The organism is Nostoc sp. DedQUE08 (assembly GCF_034530895.1).
Lineage (GTDB): Bacteria > Cyanobacteriota > Cyanobacteriia > Cyanobacteriales > Nostocaceae > Nostoc.
The window spans coordinates 80,242-96,570 of record NZ_JAVRCD010000022.1 but is presented as its reverse complement, the minus strand read 5'-3'; the positions used below and the strand labels follow the sequence as shown (position 1 = coordinate 96,570).

Below are 16,329 nucleotides of genomic sequence, written 5' to 3'. Positions count from 1 at the left end.
TTTGTCCCTCGTCCTTTGTATACAAATGACAAATGACAAATGATAAATGACAAATGACAAATGACAAATGACAAATAAAATTAATATTGCTGTCATCGGAGTTGGGCGTTGGGGAGTGCATCTGCTGCGGAATTTTTTAGCGCATCCTCAAGTAAATGTAGTTGCTGTAGTAGATCCCCATCCAGAACGATTAGCGGCGGTCAAGCAGCAGTTTAACTTAGACGAAAATGTACTCTTAACAACCCAATGGCAGGATTTAAAGACAGTGCCAGGGTTGACTGGAGTGGCGATCGCTACTCCTGCTACCACCCACTATGCTTTAATTAAAGACGCTCTCCAACAGGGATACCATGTTTTGGCAGAAAAACCCCTAACTCTCAACCCAGCAGAATGCCGGGAACTTTGCCATTTAGCAGAACAGCATCATTTAATACTAACGGTTGACCACACTTATTTATTTCACCCAGCAGTTGAGCAAGGAAAAACTGTAGTACAAGCGGGTAAATTAGGTGATTTACGCTATGGTTACGCAACGCGCACCCATTTGGGGCCTGTCCGCCAAGATGTTGATGCGCTCTGGGACTTAGCTATTCACGATATTGCTATCTTTAACGCTTGGCTAGGTCAGACCCCTGTAAAAGTACAAGCAACGGGTACAGTATGGCTACAGGGAGCAGGGGAGCAGGGGAGCAGGGAAGCAGAGGTGGGTTCATATACAGATTCTGTACCTCAAGGTTTGGCAGATTTAGTCTGGCTGACACTGACATATCCAGATGGCTTTCAAGCTTATATTCACCTGTGCTGGCTCAATTCTGATAAACAGAGACGGCTGGGGATTGTGGGTAGTCTTGGCAGCTTGATTTTTGATGAAATGTCAATATCATCACCCCTAACCCTGCTACATGGTGAGTTTGAACAGCAGGGGAATCAATTTATTCCTGTGAATCAAAAGCAGGTAGTGCTGGAATTAGAGCCAGGAGAACCATTGGGGCGGGTTTGCTCCTCCTTTGTTGTCTCAATTCTTAACAATACTCCCTCAGAGATTTCGTCTGGGTGGGTAGGCACTGAGTTAGTAGAAATTCTTGCTGCTCTAACATTATCTCTTAATCAAGGCGGTAAACCTGTTTTTTTGAGCGATCGCATCGTCAAGGAGCAAAAGTCTCAGGAGTAGTGATGAATATGGACTTTTGACTAAATTACGTCTTGAAAGTCCCATTTGCACAAACTCCTCCTTTTGGAAGACTTACCAAGATAGTTTGTAAGGGCGAAAGACGAATCTCGCAAGTCTCATTTCCAAATAGCAACTGAGACTTTGGAAGCTTTTCTTTGTCTAGCTCTACTTTTACAGATTTGTCGATCCCCAAAGAGGAACTTCCCCCAGACTCCTGTAGGCTGGGATAGCGGCTTGCCTTTACTGGCTCATTTCCAGAGGAGAATCCAAGATCCCCGACATTTGCTTCTTTATTTGGAATAGCTAACAGCGAGATATCAATCAAAGGTAAGGTAATTTTCAGTGTCGTACCTTGATGAAGTCCCGCACTCTCAAGAGTAATGCTACCTCCCATGAGTTCGATTAAGTTTCGTGAAATCGCTAGTCCCAGTCCAGTACCTTCAAACTGGCGTGTTGTAGTGCCATTCACCATTACAAAGGGGCGAAATAATTTGTGCTGTTGAGTCGGATCGATACCTATACCTGTATCTTTCACAGCTACTACCACCTGAGATTTACCATTAGTAGATTGGATTTCTGTTGCAATGGTGATGCTGCCGGTGTCGGTGAACTTGGTGGCGTTGCCGATAACATTAATCAGCACTTGCTTCAGTTTTCCCGCGTCTGCCTTAATTGGGATCGCTTTGGAAGTTAACTCACATTTCAATTGCAAGCCCTTTTGCTGGACATTAACTGATTGTAAATTAATTACCTCTAACAATAGTTGTCGGAGGTCAATTGGTGTGGAAACAACTGAAAGCTTACCTGCTTCAATTTTAGAAATGTCGAGTAAATCATTAATAATACCTAACAAGTGAATCGTTGTTTCATCGGCACGTTTGAGAAACTCCATTTCTTCTTCCCGGTCATCACATAAACCTTCTTCAACCAGACGAATACAGTTAATAATAATATTTAATGGGTTTCTCAATTCATGGGAAGTCGTAGCCAAAAACTGGCTTTTAATTTGGTTAGCGCTTTTTGCTTCTTTCCAAGCTATTTCTAATTCTTCCGAGCCCGCTTTCAGCCGTTCTACCATTTGGTCTAATGCTTGAGCCAGTTGATTGAATTCCCGAATTTGAAAATTGTGCGGAACTGGTTGTGCGGCATGGTGAGAGTGAATATTGAGAGCATAGTCTCGCAATTCTTCTACAGGACGGGCCAAGTAAGGAGCTAAATATAAGGATGCTAACAAACTTGCGCCAATCAAACCAACTGTCAAAACGATCAGAATTAATTTGATTTCCTCTAAACCAAAAAGCGCATTATCGACGCTAGTAACAGCTAAAACTATCCATTTTTGCTGCTGCTGTTGGGTGAGTGGATTTGGAATTGCTGTATAACCAGCGACTAATTCTTTTCCTTCGGTAAAAGATAAATTTATCGAATCGTTTTGTCCCGTAATTGCATTTTTAATTATGCTTTTGATTTGGGAAGCATGAGGGTGCTGATTGATGTTAGTTCCCACCCAATCTGTCAATGGGTGTGCCAAAATTGTGCCATCTTCAGCAATTACTACCATAGCGCCTGTGAGCGATCCCGGCGGATTTTTGGTTTGTTGGGATAATGCAGATTGAATACTTAAGCTGTAAACTGAATTTTTTCGGCTATCAAAGACTGGTGCAGATAAAACTAGTTGCAACTGCTGATTTTGTGTGTTTCTTTTTCCAGTCATTCCTGCTTTTGGCGGTAAGATTGCTTTGACATCAATTCCCTCACTAGGGAAAGGTAATCTCAATTCGCCAATTTCTCGATCCCCACAGCTACTGGCAATTATTTTGTGGCTTTGGAGATTTGTTAATTGGATGCACTCAATACTAGCTGGAAGTTGTTGCCTTAACTGTGTGAGAATTTCTTGCTCTTGTATAGGCGAATCCGATGGAATCACCGTTGTTTTGCTTACACTCTGCAAATTAGCTTTTAAGATTGCGATCGCATCACCAATTCTCTCCCCTTTACTGATGGCGCTTTCTGTTAAGTTTTGCCGTGCAGTTCTCAATATACTAGTACGTGCCTTATTCAAGGCAACAAGTTCCCCTACAAGTAAAACTGGAACAAACAGCAGCAAAATTCTCGTTACTAAAATTCGACGGAAGGAAGATTGGCGGGAATTAGTCATCAAGTGTCTCACTTTGCACCTGCAATCTACAACACCAAAGATATGCAATTAAACTAGCTAGATGAGACATTTTATTAAATTATCAGAATTTTATTTTCAATGTTTAAAAATAACAAATTGCTATAATTCAAAAAGAAACGTGGTATACCAAAACTCGTATATGCTAGATGTAGAAGCGATTTGTGTTGCATATCAATACAGTGGTGAAATATCAAACAGTAGCTTGCAGGTATGGTTTTTTGAAAATCTACATACGACTAAAGTAAATATTAAAACTATCAAATCAATTTAATGTTGCAACATCGTCCTCATACTACAGTTGTTTTAGCAATGAGTGCAGATGGCAAGATAGCAGATTTTAAGCGATCGCCTGCTCGGTTTGGCTCAAGGGTTGATAAAGCGCACTTAGAAAAACAAATTGCTGCCTCTGATGCCGTTTTGTTCGGTGCTAGGACTCTGGAAGCTTATGGAACAACACTTACTGTAACCGATCCAACTCTAGTGCAACTCCGGGCGCAAGGAGGGAAGCCTCAGCAACCAGTTCATATAGTGATTACAAACTCTGCAAAGCTTAATCCGGAAATTCACTTTTTTAAGCAACCAGTTAGACGCTGGCTACTCACCACAACAGCAGGGGAATTTTCGTGGAAAGAACGCTTACAGACGCTTCACTCAACTCTGGGAATCAAAGTACAGGAGTACCCTCCAGAATTTGAGAAAATTCTGGTTTTTGAAACACCAACGCGAGAAATTGACATTATCGCAGCTTTGAAGTATCTAGCCACTCTACATATAACACGCTTGGCGATCTTGGGTGGAGGTGAATTAGTCGCTTCTTTGGTGGAATTAGACTTAATTGATGAATTATGGCTAACTGTCTGTCCGCTGATTTTAGGTGGTAATACTGCACCCACACCCGTTGAAGGGAAAGGATTTTTACCTGATTTGGCTCCTAAGTTACAACTCATAGAAGTTCATACAGTTGAGCAAGATGTGTTTTTGCACTATCGCCTGCAACGACCAGCAGATTAGATTACGCTAAGTTAAGTTATTTATTGGGCATTGGGCAATTCAATTTTGGATTTTGGATTTTAGATTTTGGATTAAATTTCAATCTAAAATCCAAAATCTAAAATCTAAAATTCTTACTCCCCCGCTCCTTACTCCCTACTCCCTACTCCTCTAAGATGGTGGAACAACTTAAGCCTCGCTATTCTGTCGTTTGGACGAACAAAATCGCTGAAGTACCCCAAAATGCCTGGAATGCTTTGGCAATGCCACTCAAAACGCCATTTTTAGAATGGGAGTGGCTGAACAATCTCGAAACCTCCCAAAGTGTTACGGCTAAAACTGGTTGGTTGCCAAATCACCTGACACTGTGGCGAGATAGAACACTGATTGCTGCTGCGCCACTTTATCTTAAAGGACATAGCTCTGGTGAATTTATTTTCGATCACCAATGGGCAGAGTTAGCCGATCGCATCGGAGTCCAATATTACCCAAAATTGCTGGGAATGACACCATTTACCCCAGCAGAAGGTTATCGCTTCTTAATCGCCCCAGGAGAAGACGAGGATGAAATCACAGCGCTGATAGTGCATGAAATTGACACTTTTTGCTCCAAAAATCGGATTTCTGGGTGTCATTTTCTCTACGTCGATCCCCAATGGCGTCCGATGTTAGAACGGCATGGCTTTACAACTTGGCTGCACCACAGCTATATCTGGGAAAATGCTGATTTTAAAACTTTTGATGATTACTTGAAGGTGTTTAATGCCAATCAACGGCGTAATATCAAGCGGGAACGCAAAGCTGTGGAGAAAGCAGGTTTACGATTGCAACCACTAAGTGGGGATCGAATTCCTCAGTCTTTGTTTCCCTTGATGCACCAATTCTATGCTGATACCTGTGATAAGTTTGGCTGGTGGGGTAGCAAGTATCTCACGCAAAGATTTTTTGAGCAGCTACACACCGATTATCGCCATCGAGTCTTGTTTGTTGCCGCATATAGCGAGGAAGATAATTCTCATCCTTTAGGAATGTCTTTTTGTTTATTTAAAGATGACAAACTCTATGGACGCTATTGGGGAAGTTTTCAAGAAATAGATTGCTTACATTTTGATGCTTGCTATTATGCGCCGATTGAGTGGGCGATCGCTAACAATATCCAAATTTTTGACCCTGGCGCGGGTGGGCGACACAAAAAACGGCGCGGTTTCCCCGCTATGCCCAATCACAGTCTGCATCGCTTTTACAATAATCGTTTAGGAAAAATTTTACTTCCCTATATTAAGGAAGTGAATCAACTCGAACAGCAGCAGATTGAGGCAATTAATGCAGAGTTGCCATTTAGTAACCGAGATTCTTAAAAGTTTGCCAAGGCAGAGGGTGAACGACGAATTACACTTGATATAGAGTGTAAAAACCCTGAAAAAAGAAAATTTCTTTTTCTAATGCTTATGGATTTAATAGTTGAAGATTTAACCGCAATTGATGATAAACTTTCCCAGCGTCATATTGACCTCGATCCTGGTGGATATTTCATTATTTACTTAGATCGAGACGCAGGGTTAATTTATGCCAAGCATTTTACAAATGTGATTGACGATCGCGGTTTAGCTGTCGATCCCGAAACGGGAAAGGTAATTCCGGCGCGAGAAAAGGTAGAACGAACTCATACAACAGTTTTTAGCGCCAGAACGGCGAAAGAACTTTGCGTGAAAATTTTTGAAGAAACTCAGCCCCCTCCTGTAACTCAATTAGATCATGCAGCTTATCTGGGTCGAGAATTTGTCCGGGCTGAGGTAGCTTTAGTTACAGGGCAAGAGTATGTTCAAGATTAAAGTTAGGAGTGAGGAGTTAAAAGTTAAGAGTTAGAAACTCCTAACTCCTAACTTCTAACTCCTAACTCCCCACTCTACAATTACCCATTAGAAGAGGGCTGATTTATCTGATAGATATAGTAAGTTGCCATTGGGATAACGGTGGCAGCAATTAACAATCCTACTACCCAAGCAGTAGCGTTACCTTGATTGGTTTCTTCTGCTTTCTTGTAAGTGCCTTCAACCTGTACATTGTCAGTTATTTGGGGTGGGCCTGGATCGGTTTTACCAGAGAGAACGGCGACAAGGCGATCGCTGGCATCGAGAAATGCCTGGTTGTATTTGTCACCATTGCGTAACGGCACACTTACTGTTTCAGTAGCTACACTCTCGGCAATAGAGTCAGTAAGCAAAGGCTTGACTTGATCCCCAGTAATGATAGCAGTACCATTGGTAACTGTATCAATAACCAATAAAGTTTGATTGGCTTGGGCTGCTTTTGTTGGAAACCATTTTTCAAACAGTTCTTTAGTAAAGCTTTCTGGTGTTTCGCCATAGTCGAGTCGGCGAACAGTAACAATTCTGACTTCCTTATCTGTTTGCTTTGCCAAATCTTTAAAAGCGCTGCTAATCTTGCCTTCATTCAGACGGCTGATGACTTCACCTTGATCCAAAACCCAAGTGTCATTCCCTGCTGTCAGGCTGGGTATTTGATACACACCTGTGGCTAAAGCAGGTGTGGTAAACAGCGAGGCTGCGAAAATAACCGTCACCAAAGGTAGAATTAGCCGGATGAGGTGTTTTTGACTGCTAAAAACTTGTTTGAGGAGCTGTTTCATCGTGTGATCCCTAAGACAGACTTGCACCAAAAATACTACAGAACCACTGCAAAAATCACCTCGTTCCCGATTTTCTTCAGTGTAAAATTTCTGATATTCTCAGCAAATATGTATATTGTACGGGATTTTTGATTACACAAACTTCTGAGGGCGGTTGCAAGCATTCACCTGACGCTAAACCTCTTACTAGTCACAAGAAATACCGCCCATTTTGGGAATTAACCCAAATACTGAGGGCGGAATTTGCAAACCATCTAGAAATCATATCGCATGATTTATATTTTGGTTCAGCAACGCCATATTTTTTCATATCTGCGAGTAGCTTTAGATATCTGAGTGAAAAAGAATGTCAACACGTTATCCTGCTAGCTCTCTACAAGAGTTGTAGACAATGCATATTTAGTTTCTAGAGATGTCTATGTGATGGTTTATATCTGCATTTTTCTGATATTTTAGCTAAATCAATATCATATATACATGACTATACTTTTAACTAACGACGATGGCATTGATGCCCCTGGTATCCAAGCGCTGCTCAAAGCTGTAAACGGCAAAAATTCTATTATCGCTGCTCCTGCCGATCATCAGTCTGGCTGTGGACATCAAGTTACTACTACTCGTGCTATCAACCTCCAGCGACGTTCTGAAACTGAGTATGCGATCGCAGGGACTCCCGCTGATTGTGTGAGAATTGCATTAACACAAATTAACGCAGAAGTCAACTTTGTACTTTCAGGTATCAACGCTGGGGGAAACTTGGGAGTCGATGCCTATATTTCTGGCACAGTTGCCGCCGTGCGAGAAGCCGCGATGCACGGTATTCCCGGAGTTGCCATTTCCCACTATCGCAAAGCCAAGCAGAATTTTGATTGGGATTTAGCTGCCAAATTCACAGCTGAAGTTTTAGCGGATTTACTCAAGCGTCCCCTAGAACCAGGAAGCTTCTGGAATGTGAATCTGCCGCATCTGCAACCAGGAGAACCACATCCTGAGATGGTATTTTGCCAAGCCTGTACCAAACCTTTGCCCGTGAACTATCGAATTGAAGGCGATAATTTTTATTATGTAGGGGAATATGGCAAACGCGATCGCACTCCTGGCAGCGATGTAGATGTATGTTTTTCTGGTAATATCGCCGTCACCCAGTTAAGAGTTTAATATCAGCCATCAGTTAATAGTTAACTATTACCAACTTTTAGTGGGTATTGAGGAGAGCTTGTATAGGGCTATTAATTAATCTTATGGGTATGTGGTGCGATCGCGATCAAAATTTTCAAGGATTTGAAATCTGGTAAAGTTTCAGTGGTACTAAACACTAATTTCAAAAAAAGGAGAAATGTATGCTGTTTCTCAAACTTGTTCTTGTCGCTCTCGTATTGATGGTGAATCTGTTAATTGCTCAACCCTCTTGGGCAGGTAAGGATTTCACTAAGGGGGCTGACTATGCTGAGGTAACTCAGGCACTCAATCAACTTCTAACTGTCAAGAATACACCTGAGCAAGCTGGCTATACACCTGAGCAATTCCAGCAGCGACTAGCACAATTGCAATCTCAGAAAAATGTCATAGAAACAGCTAGAAAGCGGGCGCAGTGCCGCAATGAAACTGGAAAGACTTTGGCTGTCTATGCCAATAAACCAAAAAAAATTCCAACCCAACTCTACTTTCTGGGCGCAGGAACAATCACCGATGATGATTGGGATTGCGATGGTATGTACTTACCCGCAGGTTCTCAAGTGGTTTTAGGGCCAAACGCTCAACCACAACAACTGACCCAACCTATCGCCGTTAAGTTTGTCGATGGCACACAGTCTCTTGCTAGAACCAATCCAGCTACTGGTGCAATTGAATTGAATGTTGAACCTGCCAAAGTATTCAAGGCGGGTGAGAGTAGCTGGTTGCTCCCTACTTTTTCCCAAGCGGATATTGATACGCAAATTCCCACCCCACAACTCATTGACTAATCTCATCTAGATAATTCAACTTTTATGCGGTAAGGAATGAGGATTAAATAAGGGATTTCCAAGAAATAAATTATCCAAATAAACGAACCACAAAGACAAGGCAGTGCGCCCTTGCGGTTAAGAAACTTGTTCGCGCAGCGTCTCTCCTTGGGAGAAGCAACTGCCGCGCAGTGTTATGCAGAGAGCGATAAACTACGCTCTTGAGTTTTCCGATCTTCGAGACGCTACTCACGTTTGCTTAAAAGCTGCTGTCAGTGCGATCGCTTGTCTTTAAAAACTAAGGGCGATCGCATTTCAGATATACTCTCCAATTTTTCCCTGATTACTTCCGAGGGTGAATACAAAGTATCCTTCAGCGCAGAAAACTTTCTTTGACGAAATTTCCCACCCCTACCATCTTCGATGGTGCCCCCATCCGTGGAACCCTCCGCCAAATCCGAAGTGGAACCCTCTTCCAAATCCGAAGTTGATGCCATAAGTAGGATAGGGCGACACATAGATGGGATAAGGGTTGTAGATGTAAACAGGAGAAGGCGCTACGGTGTAATCATCATCACAAATCTGAGTAGTATGTTGCACAATTGTTCTAGGTACAACATTCTCTTGCCCAGCATAAGGTAGATTCAAATAACCATCCTGAAAACCACGAGCGAATTCGCCTCCCGCAGTCCGAGGTTTATAAGTTTCTCTATTCCGAGCGCTTTGTTGTCCTTCTCGAAAACCATTTGTATAAGCATTGGGATGGTTAGCCGACGAGTTGAGTACCCTATTATCAATAACAGGACGACAGTAAACAACCCTATCAGCTTTAGCGGCTTGGGGAAAAAGTAAAGACGTTGAGCCAGCGATTAAGCTAAATATTGCAGCAACAACTATTTTCTTCACAGCTTTTAACCTCATTTATGCTTAATACTCTAAGCCCTTTAACTTTAATTATAAAACCTGAATTATCAGGTGAGATCAGCCAAAAATCATAAATCCTTTGTCAACACCCTTGCCTTTAGATTAGGGGATTCTAGTCTAAAGTTTTAGGAATACCACGGCGCAATAGTTTATTTATTCTCCCGTGAGTTCCTGCACAATGACCACACCCCAATCGCAATAATATTTTCTGTCATTGTCGTGCTTGCGGTTATGAGTGGATGAATTCAGCATTTGATGTTACTTGTATTCAATGCAGTTGCAAAGATGTAGAGAGTATTTCATCTTGGTAGTTTCCCGATGACTAAATCGAAATGCTGATTGAATAGTGCGATGGTGAGGCGAGTAGAGCTTGGATGTTGTTTTAGAAATATAAGCGATCGCCTGACTGCATATCTCCTTTAACAGCAGATTAGGTAGTTGATTATTGATATTAAAAATTCTTATTCTGGTTTACCGAACTAATAAATTAGAGTAAACCGTAATCTTTTTTTAGGTCTAATTAAGTGCGGTAATCATCATTTAATTAGGTGATGATTACCGAATTTACAGGAGTTGGAACCATACTTATTATGAATACATAAGCACAAAACCAAGTGCAAAAACGATTAAACAATAGCTGAATTTTTCCGAGAAAGAGTTATGGTACTAGTTCGTTACAACCCCTGGCAAGAATTGAACGCTTTAGAACGTCACATCAACGGCTTATTAGGAGATACCAGAGTCCCATCTGCACGGCTTGAAAAAGGCTTTGTCAGAGTTCCGGCTGCTGAGTTGCACGAAACTGATGATGCGATTCATCTCAAGCTAGAACTGCCAGGACTGGAAGCTAAAGATTTAGATATTCAAGTCACCCAAGACGCTGTTCACATTAGCGGTGAGCGCAAATCTGAAACTAAAACCCAAGACAAGGGTATTACCAAGAGTGAATTTTATTACGGCAAGTTCCAGCGTGTAATTCCTTTATCTGCTAGGGTTCAAAATACCAATGTCACCGCAGATTATAAAGACGGTATCTTGAATTTGACACTGCCTAAAACCGAGCAAGAAAAGAACAAAGTTGTCAAGGTTAATCTAGAACAACCTGCTGCATAGTGCGAAACTACTCACTTTCAATAATTGATTGAGATAGCTAAAAGCCCAGTTAGAAATGACTGGGCTTTTTTGTATGCGATCTCCACTTTAAGGTACTGCTCAGTGTCGCTCTCTTTTGTTCTAAAAATTGGCGCAGTCGCTGTACTGGTACTGAATTTACATTCATCCAATTTCTATTCTTTGCTTGAAATTCCCTGTGATTTTGCGACCAGTTTTATATATCTGAGTCAATTTTATTATCAAAATTCCAAGTGGAAAAATAGTTAGAAATAAACAGAATAGATATTACTATAGTTTTCATAATATTTGCAATCTTCTCCTGCATTGAGAGTTTCATCAAGACGAGCCTTGATTTTTGATTTGTTTAGATGTAGCTTCCATAAAATCGATAAAAACTTTTATAAGCTTATGAATTCCCTCACTACCTCCGGCAATTAAACCTCCTGTCAGCAATGCATCTAAACAACGGAAAATAATTACTTGTATGGGATTATCTAAATCAATAACTACAAGTGGTTCGATTGAGCGAATACCTATTGCGCTCATTAAAAGACCGAATAAAAGAGATGTCCATAGAGCAATTGTTCGTGTATCAGATTTATAGGCTGTTTTTTGGCGCTCTTTTTCATTGATATCATCCATTTGTGGCTGGAAAATTTTTAATGGTTCTTGTTGGTTCTGTGTAAAATTTTGGATGATTTGCTGTTCTAAACTCATTCCTTCTGGCGGGAGTCCGCTGATTTGATTAGATTCTAATAATTGCTTCTGTTGAACTTCCATAAGTCTTATCTTTTCAGACAGTAGAGCCTTTTTTTGCTCAATATTAATATCTAATTGTTCGACAAATGGGCCACGCCAAGTAGTTATAAAAACTTCTAAAGAACGCTCTAATAACAAAGAAATAAATAATTGTAATGTGAGTAACTGGACAATATCATTAACTCCAAATGGTTTTAAAATGAATGGTTTGGATGATAACCAAGTTGACAAAGTTACTACTAGAAAACTAATAATGATTAATACAATAAATAGAGGAGATTCGGGAGAAAGCTTTAGCAACGTATCTATACTCCTGTTTCGCGTCACAATATCTAACACAGCCTGGAGGTGAAAACTACACCTGCTGAGTAACTTAACAACGTTAATTTGATAGAACAGTAAATAATTTATGACCCGTCCCTTTTTTCTAAAAGTGTGATGAGTCACGCCGTTGTAGGGGCATAAAGCATTCTAGTGCTACTGTGCATGAGACGATGCTGGAGCAAGTAGCAACCGTAGTACCAACTAAAAACCCTCCAAGGTGTTGGAGGGGTCAAAGTAATTTTTGCAAATGAGATGGTGATTAGGGGGAGACAGCAGCTTTTCCTGCTCGGTTAGGCATTTTCTTGTCAAAACAACCAAATGATAGTACAGCATTTTATAAATCCATTACGAACCTCTGTAAGTCTGTACTTAGTAAGATAAATCATTAGTGCTGTTGTCTGATGTCAACTGCAACTTGACAGCGTTTAGATAACCTTTATCATTCAAAGCTTGTGCTGGTAACTTTTTAGGGTTAACAGCAGTCTTAACCACATTTAATCCAGTCAGGTTTCCTGTTTGGTATTGAGATACCAAAGCGCTACTGCTAAGACTACTCTGTGCAGCATCAAAAGGTTTGAGGTAGCTGACGTTAGATGAATTGTTAGAATTGATAGCTATAGGTTCGCCACTATTGTTAGTAGCTATTTGAGTACCACCGATTCTAGGCAATAAAGCAATAGAAGTAACAATGAGTACAGAATCAATCAAGATAGAGAGTTTCATAGGATTATCCTTATTTATAGTAAAGTGCAATTAGTGTTCTTGAGTAATAGAGTCTTATTTTTTATCTGTCTTAACTTCCTGCACCCAGTTCACCTGAACGGTTGATTTGTTCCTCACCCATTCGGGTGATTGCATCCTACGGTTCATTCAAAGTTGCTAAGACCCATCATCTGATAAGCAAGAACAGCACTATCAAAGGTTTTGAGGCAATTGATATCTGTGGAATCGTTGCGTAAAGTATTAGATTTGATAGCTGTGTCGATTAATGTGCCACTCTTGCCATGAGTAGCTATTTGAGTCCTAGCGATTCTAGGTAGGACACTAGAATCAACAATGTGTGCAAAATTAAGCCAAGGAAAGAGTTTCATCATTGATGTTGTGTTGGTTAATAAATCGAGAGCTAAGTTCAGGACAAACTTGAACAGATATATATTTAACTGAGGTTATCTAAAAATTTATGCAACGCTGTTACTCAGTTGTAGACATAGCCCAACTGAGGCATCGTATTTCTAGGTTATCCCTTCAACAGCAGATTTATTGATTTAGTATGATTGAATCTAATTTGTCTATTCGGGTTTACCGAACAGACAAATTAGAGTAACCCGTAAAAATTTTTCTATCTAATTTGGTGCGGCAATCATCAATTAGTTGGTGTCAAAAACCGAATTTACAGCAGCTTTAACTCTACATAATATGAATATGTAAGCACAAGGTGAAGTGCAAAATTTATTAAACAATCCTAACTAAGACGAGGAAAAGTTATGACACTAGTTCGTTGGAATCCTTGGAGAGAAATTGACACTCTACAACACCAAATAAATAGTTTATTTGAAGATACCAGACTACCATCTGCATTGTTTGACAAAAGCTTAAGTAAAGTTCCTGCTGCTGAAATTCAAGAAACTGAAGATGCGATTCATCTGAAGATAGAACTGCTAGGAATAGAAGCTAAAGACCTGGATGTGCAAGTCACAGAAAATGCTGTTTACGTTAGCGGTGAGCGGAAATCCGAAACGAAAACAGAGGAAAAAGGTGTTACCAGAAGTGAGTTTCATTACGGTAAATTTCAACGCGTAATTCCTCTATCGGCTCGGATTAAAAATACTGACGTTACGGCAGATTATAAAGATGGCATCTTGAATCTGATACTGCCTAAAACTGAGCAAGAAAAGAACAAAGTCGTCAAGGTTAATTTGGAACAATCTGCTAACTAATGGTTTGCTTGCGATGTTTACGACGGGCTACGCCTACGCACTACTTTACCTGCAATGATTGATTGAAATAGTTAAGAGCTTGGTCATGCGAGTGACCGAGCTTTTTTCTAAGCAATTTAGCGTTGATAAAAAAGTACTAAAGACTTTCAATATTTTTAAGTACCTCTGCGGCTGACTGATATCGTTGAGTGAAATCGAAATGTACCATTTTATTTAAAATCATCACTAACTCGTCTGTAGCGTCAGTTAATTCGCGCCAATGTTGCCAAATCTGTTGATTAGCATCAGCTTGGCTTTGGATAATTATTTCACCAGTATTTGTATCTCTACGAAACTCTCTAGGTTCTACCCCAGTTAAGCCTTGTATTCCCATAATTCCCAAGGCATAAATATCGCTGTTGAGTTTTGGCAACCCGCTCATTTGTTCAGAAGGTGCATAATTAGGAGTGCCAATTGAAATTGTCTGAGCTTCTTGCTGCTGGGGTTGAATCTGCTTAACAGCGCCAAAGTCAATTAAAACAATGTGCCGGTCTGATTCTCGCCTAATTAAGTTACTAGGTTTGATATCTCGATGGATTACACCATAGCTATGAACAAAAACCAGCACGTTTAAAACTTCTTTGAGTATCTCCACAACCTCAGCTTGTTTTAGTCGCTTTCCAGTAGCTAACTCTTTATCCATAGCGTGACCTCGAACAAATTCTTGCACTAAAGAAAATTGCCGATTTTCTTCAAAAAAAGCTAGCAGTTGAGGAATTTGTGGGTGCTTACCCAAAGTTTCTAAAATTTCTGCTTCAGCGTCGAATAGTCGTCTGACAACATTTAAATATTCTGCATCTTGGCGAGGAGGTCGCAACTGTTTAACCACACACTGTGGATTACCAGGACGCTGGATATCATCAGCTAAATAAGTATTGCTAAATCCTCCAGAACCCAAGGGTTGAGTAATTTTGTAGCGGTTATTTAGTACCGTGCCTATTGCAATTTCTTGTCCGATGGAATCAACAATTACGGTTGGCGCTTCATTTGAGGCGTTGCCGCGCTGCCGTAAAAGACCTTGCAATTCTAGAATTAATTGTTGGTGTTCTTGAACCCTTTGGGTAATTTCTTTTTGCTCTTGCTTGGTTTGATAAGCACTATAGGCAAGAACACTCCCGGCAGTAAATACTAACCCCAACGCCGGAGGTATGACTGGAAACCATCCAGCTTGGTTAAAAATGACAAAATTGGCTCCAAATAATACTGCCAGAGCTGTTACTGCTGCCAATCCTAAGCCTAGCGGATGTTGAATCCGCCATACCAGCAACCCACCAACTACAGTCCATCCCCATATCCAAAGGACTTTACTCCACTCAGGCAAAAACCAAAATAGAGGTTGTTTGTTCAGAACAGCACTGAGAATTTGACTAACGCTGTGGGCATGAATTTCAATTCCAGCCATTTTGCCAGAATTATCTGACTTACCGCTAGCAAAGGGCGTATTAAAAATATCATTTAAACTATTGGCTGTTGAACCAATCAAAACGATGCGGTCTTTAACTAAATCTGGTTTAACTTGATTTGCAAGTACTTCTGTAATAGTTATCTGCTGGGCAACCTGATGACCAGAACGGTAATTAAGCAGGATTTGGTAGCCATTGGTATCTGCTTTTTCATAGCCGCCAGCGTTACTTTGCAGGGGTTTAAATACAGTATTACGTAGTTGTAGTTCCTTTTTGGGGGTAAATTCTAGTTGGATGCCTCCAACTTCTAAATATTTGAGCGCTAGTTGTAAGCTAAAAGAATAGGTACTTTGACAAGAATCGGACTCCTCTGCACTTACCAATAAGAGGTTGCGGCGAATTGTGGCATCAGTATCTTCTACGACATCATTAAATCCTACTCGCTCTGCTTCAACGCCTTTTGGGGGCGCTATTCCCGGATTGTTAGAACCAGAATGTTTGCAAATGGGAATGATGATATCGCTCTGTTGGAGGCGTTGCAGTAGCTTGTCATGACCAGGCGGTACTGGTAAGTCACGAAAAATATCTAAACCAATGACTCGCGGTTGATATTCTTCAAGTTTGCCTAATAGTCGGTCTAGAAGTTCGCTAGACAAGGGCCAATTCCATTTTTGGATATCTTTTTCACTTAAGGCAACAATCAACAGACGAGTGTCTGGGCCTGAGTCGGCACGTAGTTGCATCATTTGGTCGTAGACCTTCATTTCTAGAGGCTCGAAAACCCCCAGTTTTTGAATGCCTACTAACAGAAGTGTTGCGATCGCACTTGAAACAATAACTGGCTGTCTAAATAAACTTTTAAAACTTACAACCATTTTTGCAATCGATTTTACTTTA

15 protein-coding genes are annotated in these 16,329 nt (G+C 40.7%); 8 read left to right on the top strand and 7 right to left on the bottom strand.

The window, feature by feature from the left end:
* Positions 1 to 67: 67 nt before the first annotated feature.
* The gene (locus tag RMY64_RS16890) at positions 68 to 1,171 is read left to right on the top strand and encodes a Gfo/Idh/MocA family oxidoreductase (RefSeq protein WP_322700653.1); all 1,104 of its coding nucleotides are present in this window, start codon (positions 68 to 70) and stop codon (positions 1,169 to 1,171) included.
* A gap of 25 nt (positions 1,172 to 1,196) precedes the next feature.
* Here the strand turns inward: RMY64_RS16890 and RMY64_RS16885 are convergent, their stop codons facing one another.
* The gene (locus RMY64_RS16885; protein WP_322700652.1) at positions 1,197 to 3,329 is read right to left on the bottom strand and encodes an ATP-binding protein; all 2,133 of its coding nucleotides are present in this window, start codon (positions 3,327 to 3,329) and stop codon (positions 1,197 to 1,199) included.
* A gap of 291 nt (positions 3,330 to 3,620) precedes the next feature.
* On the opposite strand from RMY64_RS16885, the gene RMY64_RS16880 reads away from it, so the two are divergent.
* From RMY64_RS16880 to RMY64_RS16870, 3 genes are all read left to right on the top strand, one after another.
* Positions 3,621 to 4,361: a RibD family protein gene (locus tag RMY64_RS16880; RefSeq protein WP_322700651.1), complete on the top strand. Its 741-nt coding sequence runs from the start codon at positions 3,621 to 3,623 to the stop codon at positions 4,359 to 4,361.
* A gap of 155 nt (positions 4,362 to 4,516) precedes the next feature.
* Positions 4,517 to 5,698, top strand: a complete 1,182-nt coding sequence (locus RMY64_RS16875; RefSeq protein WP_322700650.1) for a GNAT family N-acetyltransferase — start codon at positions 4,517 to 4,519, stop codon at positions 5,696 to 5,698.
* A gap of 90 nt (positions 5,699 to 5,788) precedes the next feature.
* On the top strand, positions 5,789 to 6,172 hold the full coding sequence (locus tag RMY64_RS16870; RefSeq protein ID WP_322686399.1) for a DUF4346 domain-containing protein: 384 nt from the start codon (positions 5,789 to 5,791) through the stop codon (positions 6,170 to 6,172).
* Positions 6,173 to 6,252: 80 nt separating this feature from the next.
* On the opposite strand, the gene psb32 is transcribed toward RMY64_RS16870, so the two are convergent.
* Positions 6,253 to 6,990, bottom strand: coding sequence for a photosystem II repair protein Psb32 (gene psb32, locus RMY64_RS16865; protein ID WP_322670340.1), 738 nt, complete (start codon positions 6,988 to 6,990; stop codon positions 6,253 to 6,255).
* A gap of 477 nt (positions 6,991 to 7,467) precedes the next feature.
* Between psb32 and surE the strand changes: the two genes are divergently transcribed.
* Both surE and RMY64_RS16855 read left to right on the top strand, forming a co-directional pair.
* Positions 7,468 to 8,148, top strand: a complete 681-nt coding sequence (gene surE, locus RMY64_RS16860; RefSeq protein WP_322700649.1) for a 5'/3'-nucleotidase SurE — start codon at positions 7,468 to 7,470, stop codon at positions 8,146 to 8,148.
* A 182-nt stretch (positions 8,149 to 8,330) separates the two neighbouring features.
* Positions 8,331 to 8,954, top strand: a complete 624-nt coding sequence (locus tag RMY64_RS16855; RefSeq protein ID WP_322700648.1) for a hypothetical protein — start codon at positions 8,331 to 8,333, stop codon at positions 8,952 to 8,954.
* A gap of 390 nt (positions 8,955 to 9,344) precedes the next feature.
* Here the strand turns inward: RMY64_RS16855 and RMY64_RS16850 are convergent, their stop codons facing one another.
* Positions 9,345 to 9,839 (bottom strand): hypothetical protein, encoded by a 495-nt coding sequence (locus RMY64_RS16850; protein ID WP_322686402.1) that lies wholly within the window; start codon positions 9,837 to 9,839, stop codon positions 9,345 to 9,347.
* 678 nt (positions 9,840 to 10,517) lie between these two features.
* Here RMY64_RS16850 and RMY64_RS16845 point away from each other — a divergent pair.
* On the top strand, positions 10,518 to 10,970 hold the full coding sequence (locus tag RMY64_RS16845) for an Hsp20/alpha crystallin family protein (RefSeq protein WP_322686403.1): 453 nt from the start codon (positions 10,518 to 10,520) through the stop codon (positions 10,968 to 10,970).
* Between the two features lie 336 nt (positions 10,971 to 11,306).
* Here the strand turns inward: RMY64_RS16845 and RMY64_RS16840 are convergent, their stop codons facing one another.
* The 3 genes from RMY64_RS16840 to RMY64_RS16830 form a co-directional block, all read right to left on the bottom strand.
* Entirely contained in the window at positions 11,307 to 12,029 is a 723-nt protein-coding gene (locus tag RMY64_RS16840) for a hypothetical protein (RefSeq protein ID WP_322690724.1), read from the bottom strand.
* Between the two features lie 393 nt (positions 12,030 to 12,422).
* Positions 12,423 to 12,776: a hypothetical protein gene (locus RMY64_RS16835; RefSeq protein ID WP_322690723.1), complete on the bottom strand. Its 354-nt coding sequence runs from the start codon at positions 12,774 to 12,776 to the stop codon at positions 12,423 to 12,425.
* 143 nt (positions 12,777 to 12,919) lie between these two features.
* Positions 12,920 to 13,147, bottom strand: a complete 228-nt coding sequence (locus RMY64_RS16830; RefSeq protein WP_322670333.1) for a hypothetical protein — start codon at positions 13,145 to 13,147, stop codon at positions 12,920 to 12,922.
* A 390-nt stretch (positions 13,148 to 13,537) separates the two neighbouring features.
* Between RMY64_RS16830 and RMY64_RS16825 the strand changes: the two genes are divergently transcribed.
* Positions 13,538 to 13,990, top strand: coding sequence for an Hsp20/alpha crystallin family protein (locus RMY64_RS16825; protein WP_322700647.1), 453 nt, complete (start codon positions 13,538 to 13,540; stop codon positions 13,988 to 13,990).
* A gap of 136 nt (positions 13,991 to 14,126) precedes the next feature.
* Here the strand turns inward: RMY64_RS16825 and RMY64_RS16820 are convergent, their stop codons facing one another.
* Entirely contained in the window at positions 14,127 to 16,307 is a 2,181-nt protein-coding gene (locus tag RMY64_RS16820) for a CHASE2 domain-containing serine/threonine-protein kinase (RefSeq protein ID WP_322700646.1), read from the bottom strand.
* Positions 16,308 to 16,329 lie beyond the last annotated feature (22 nt).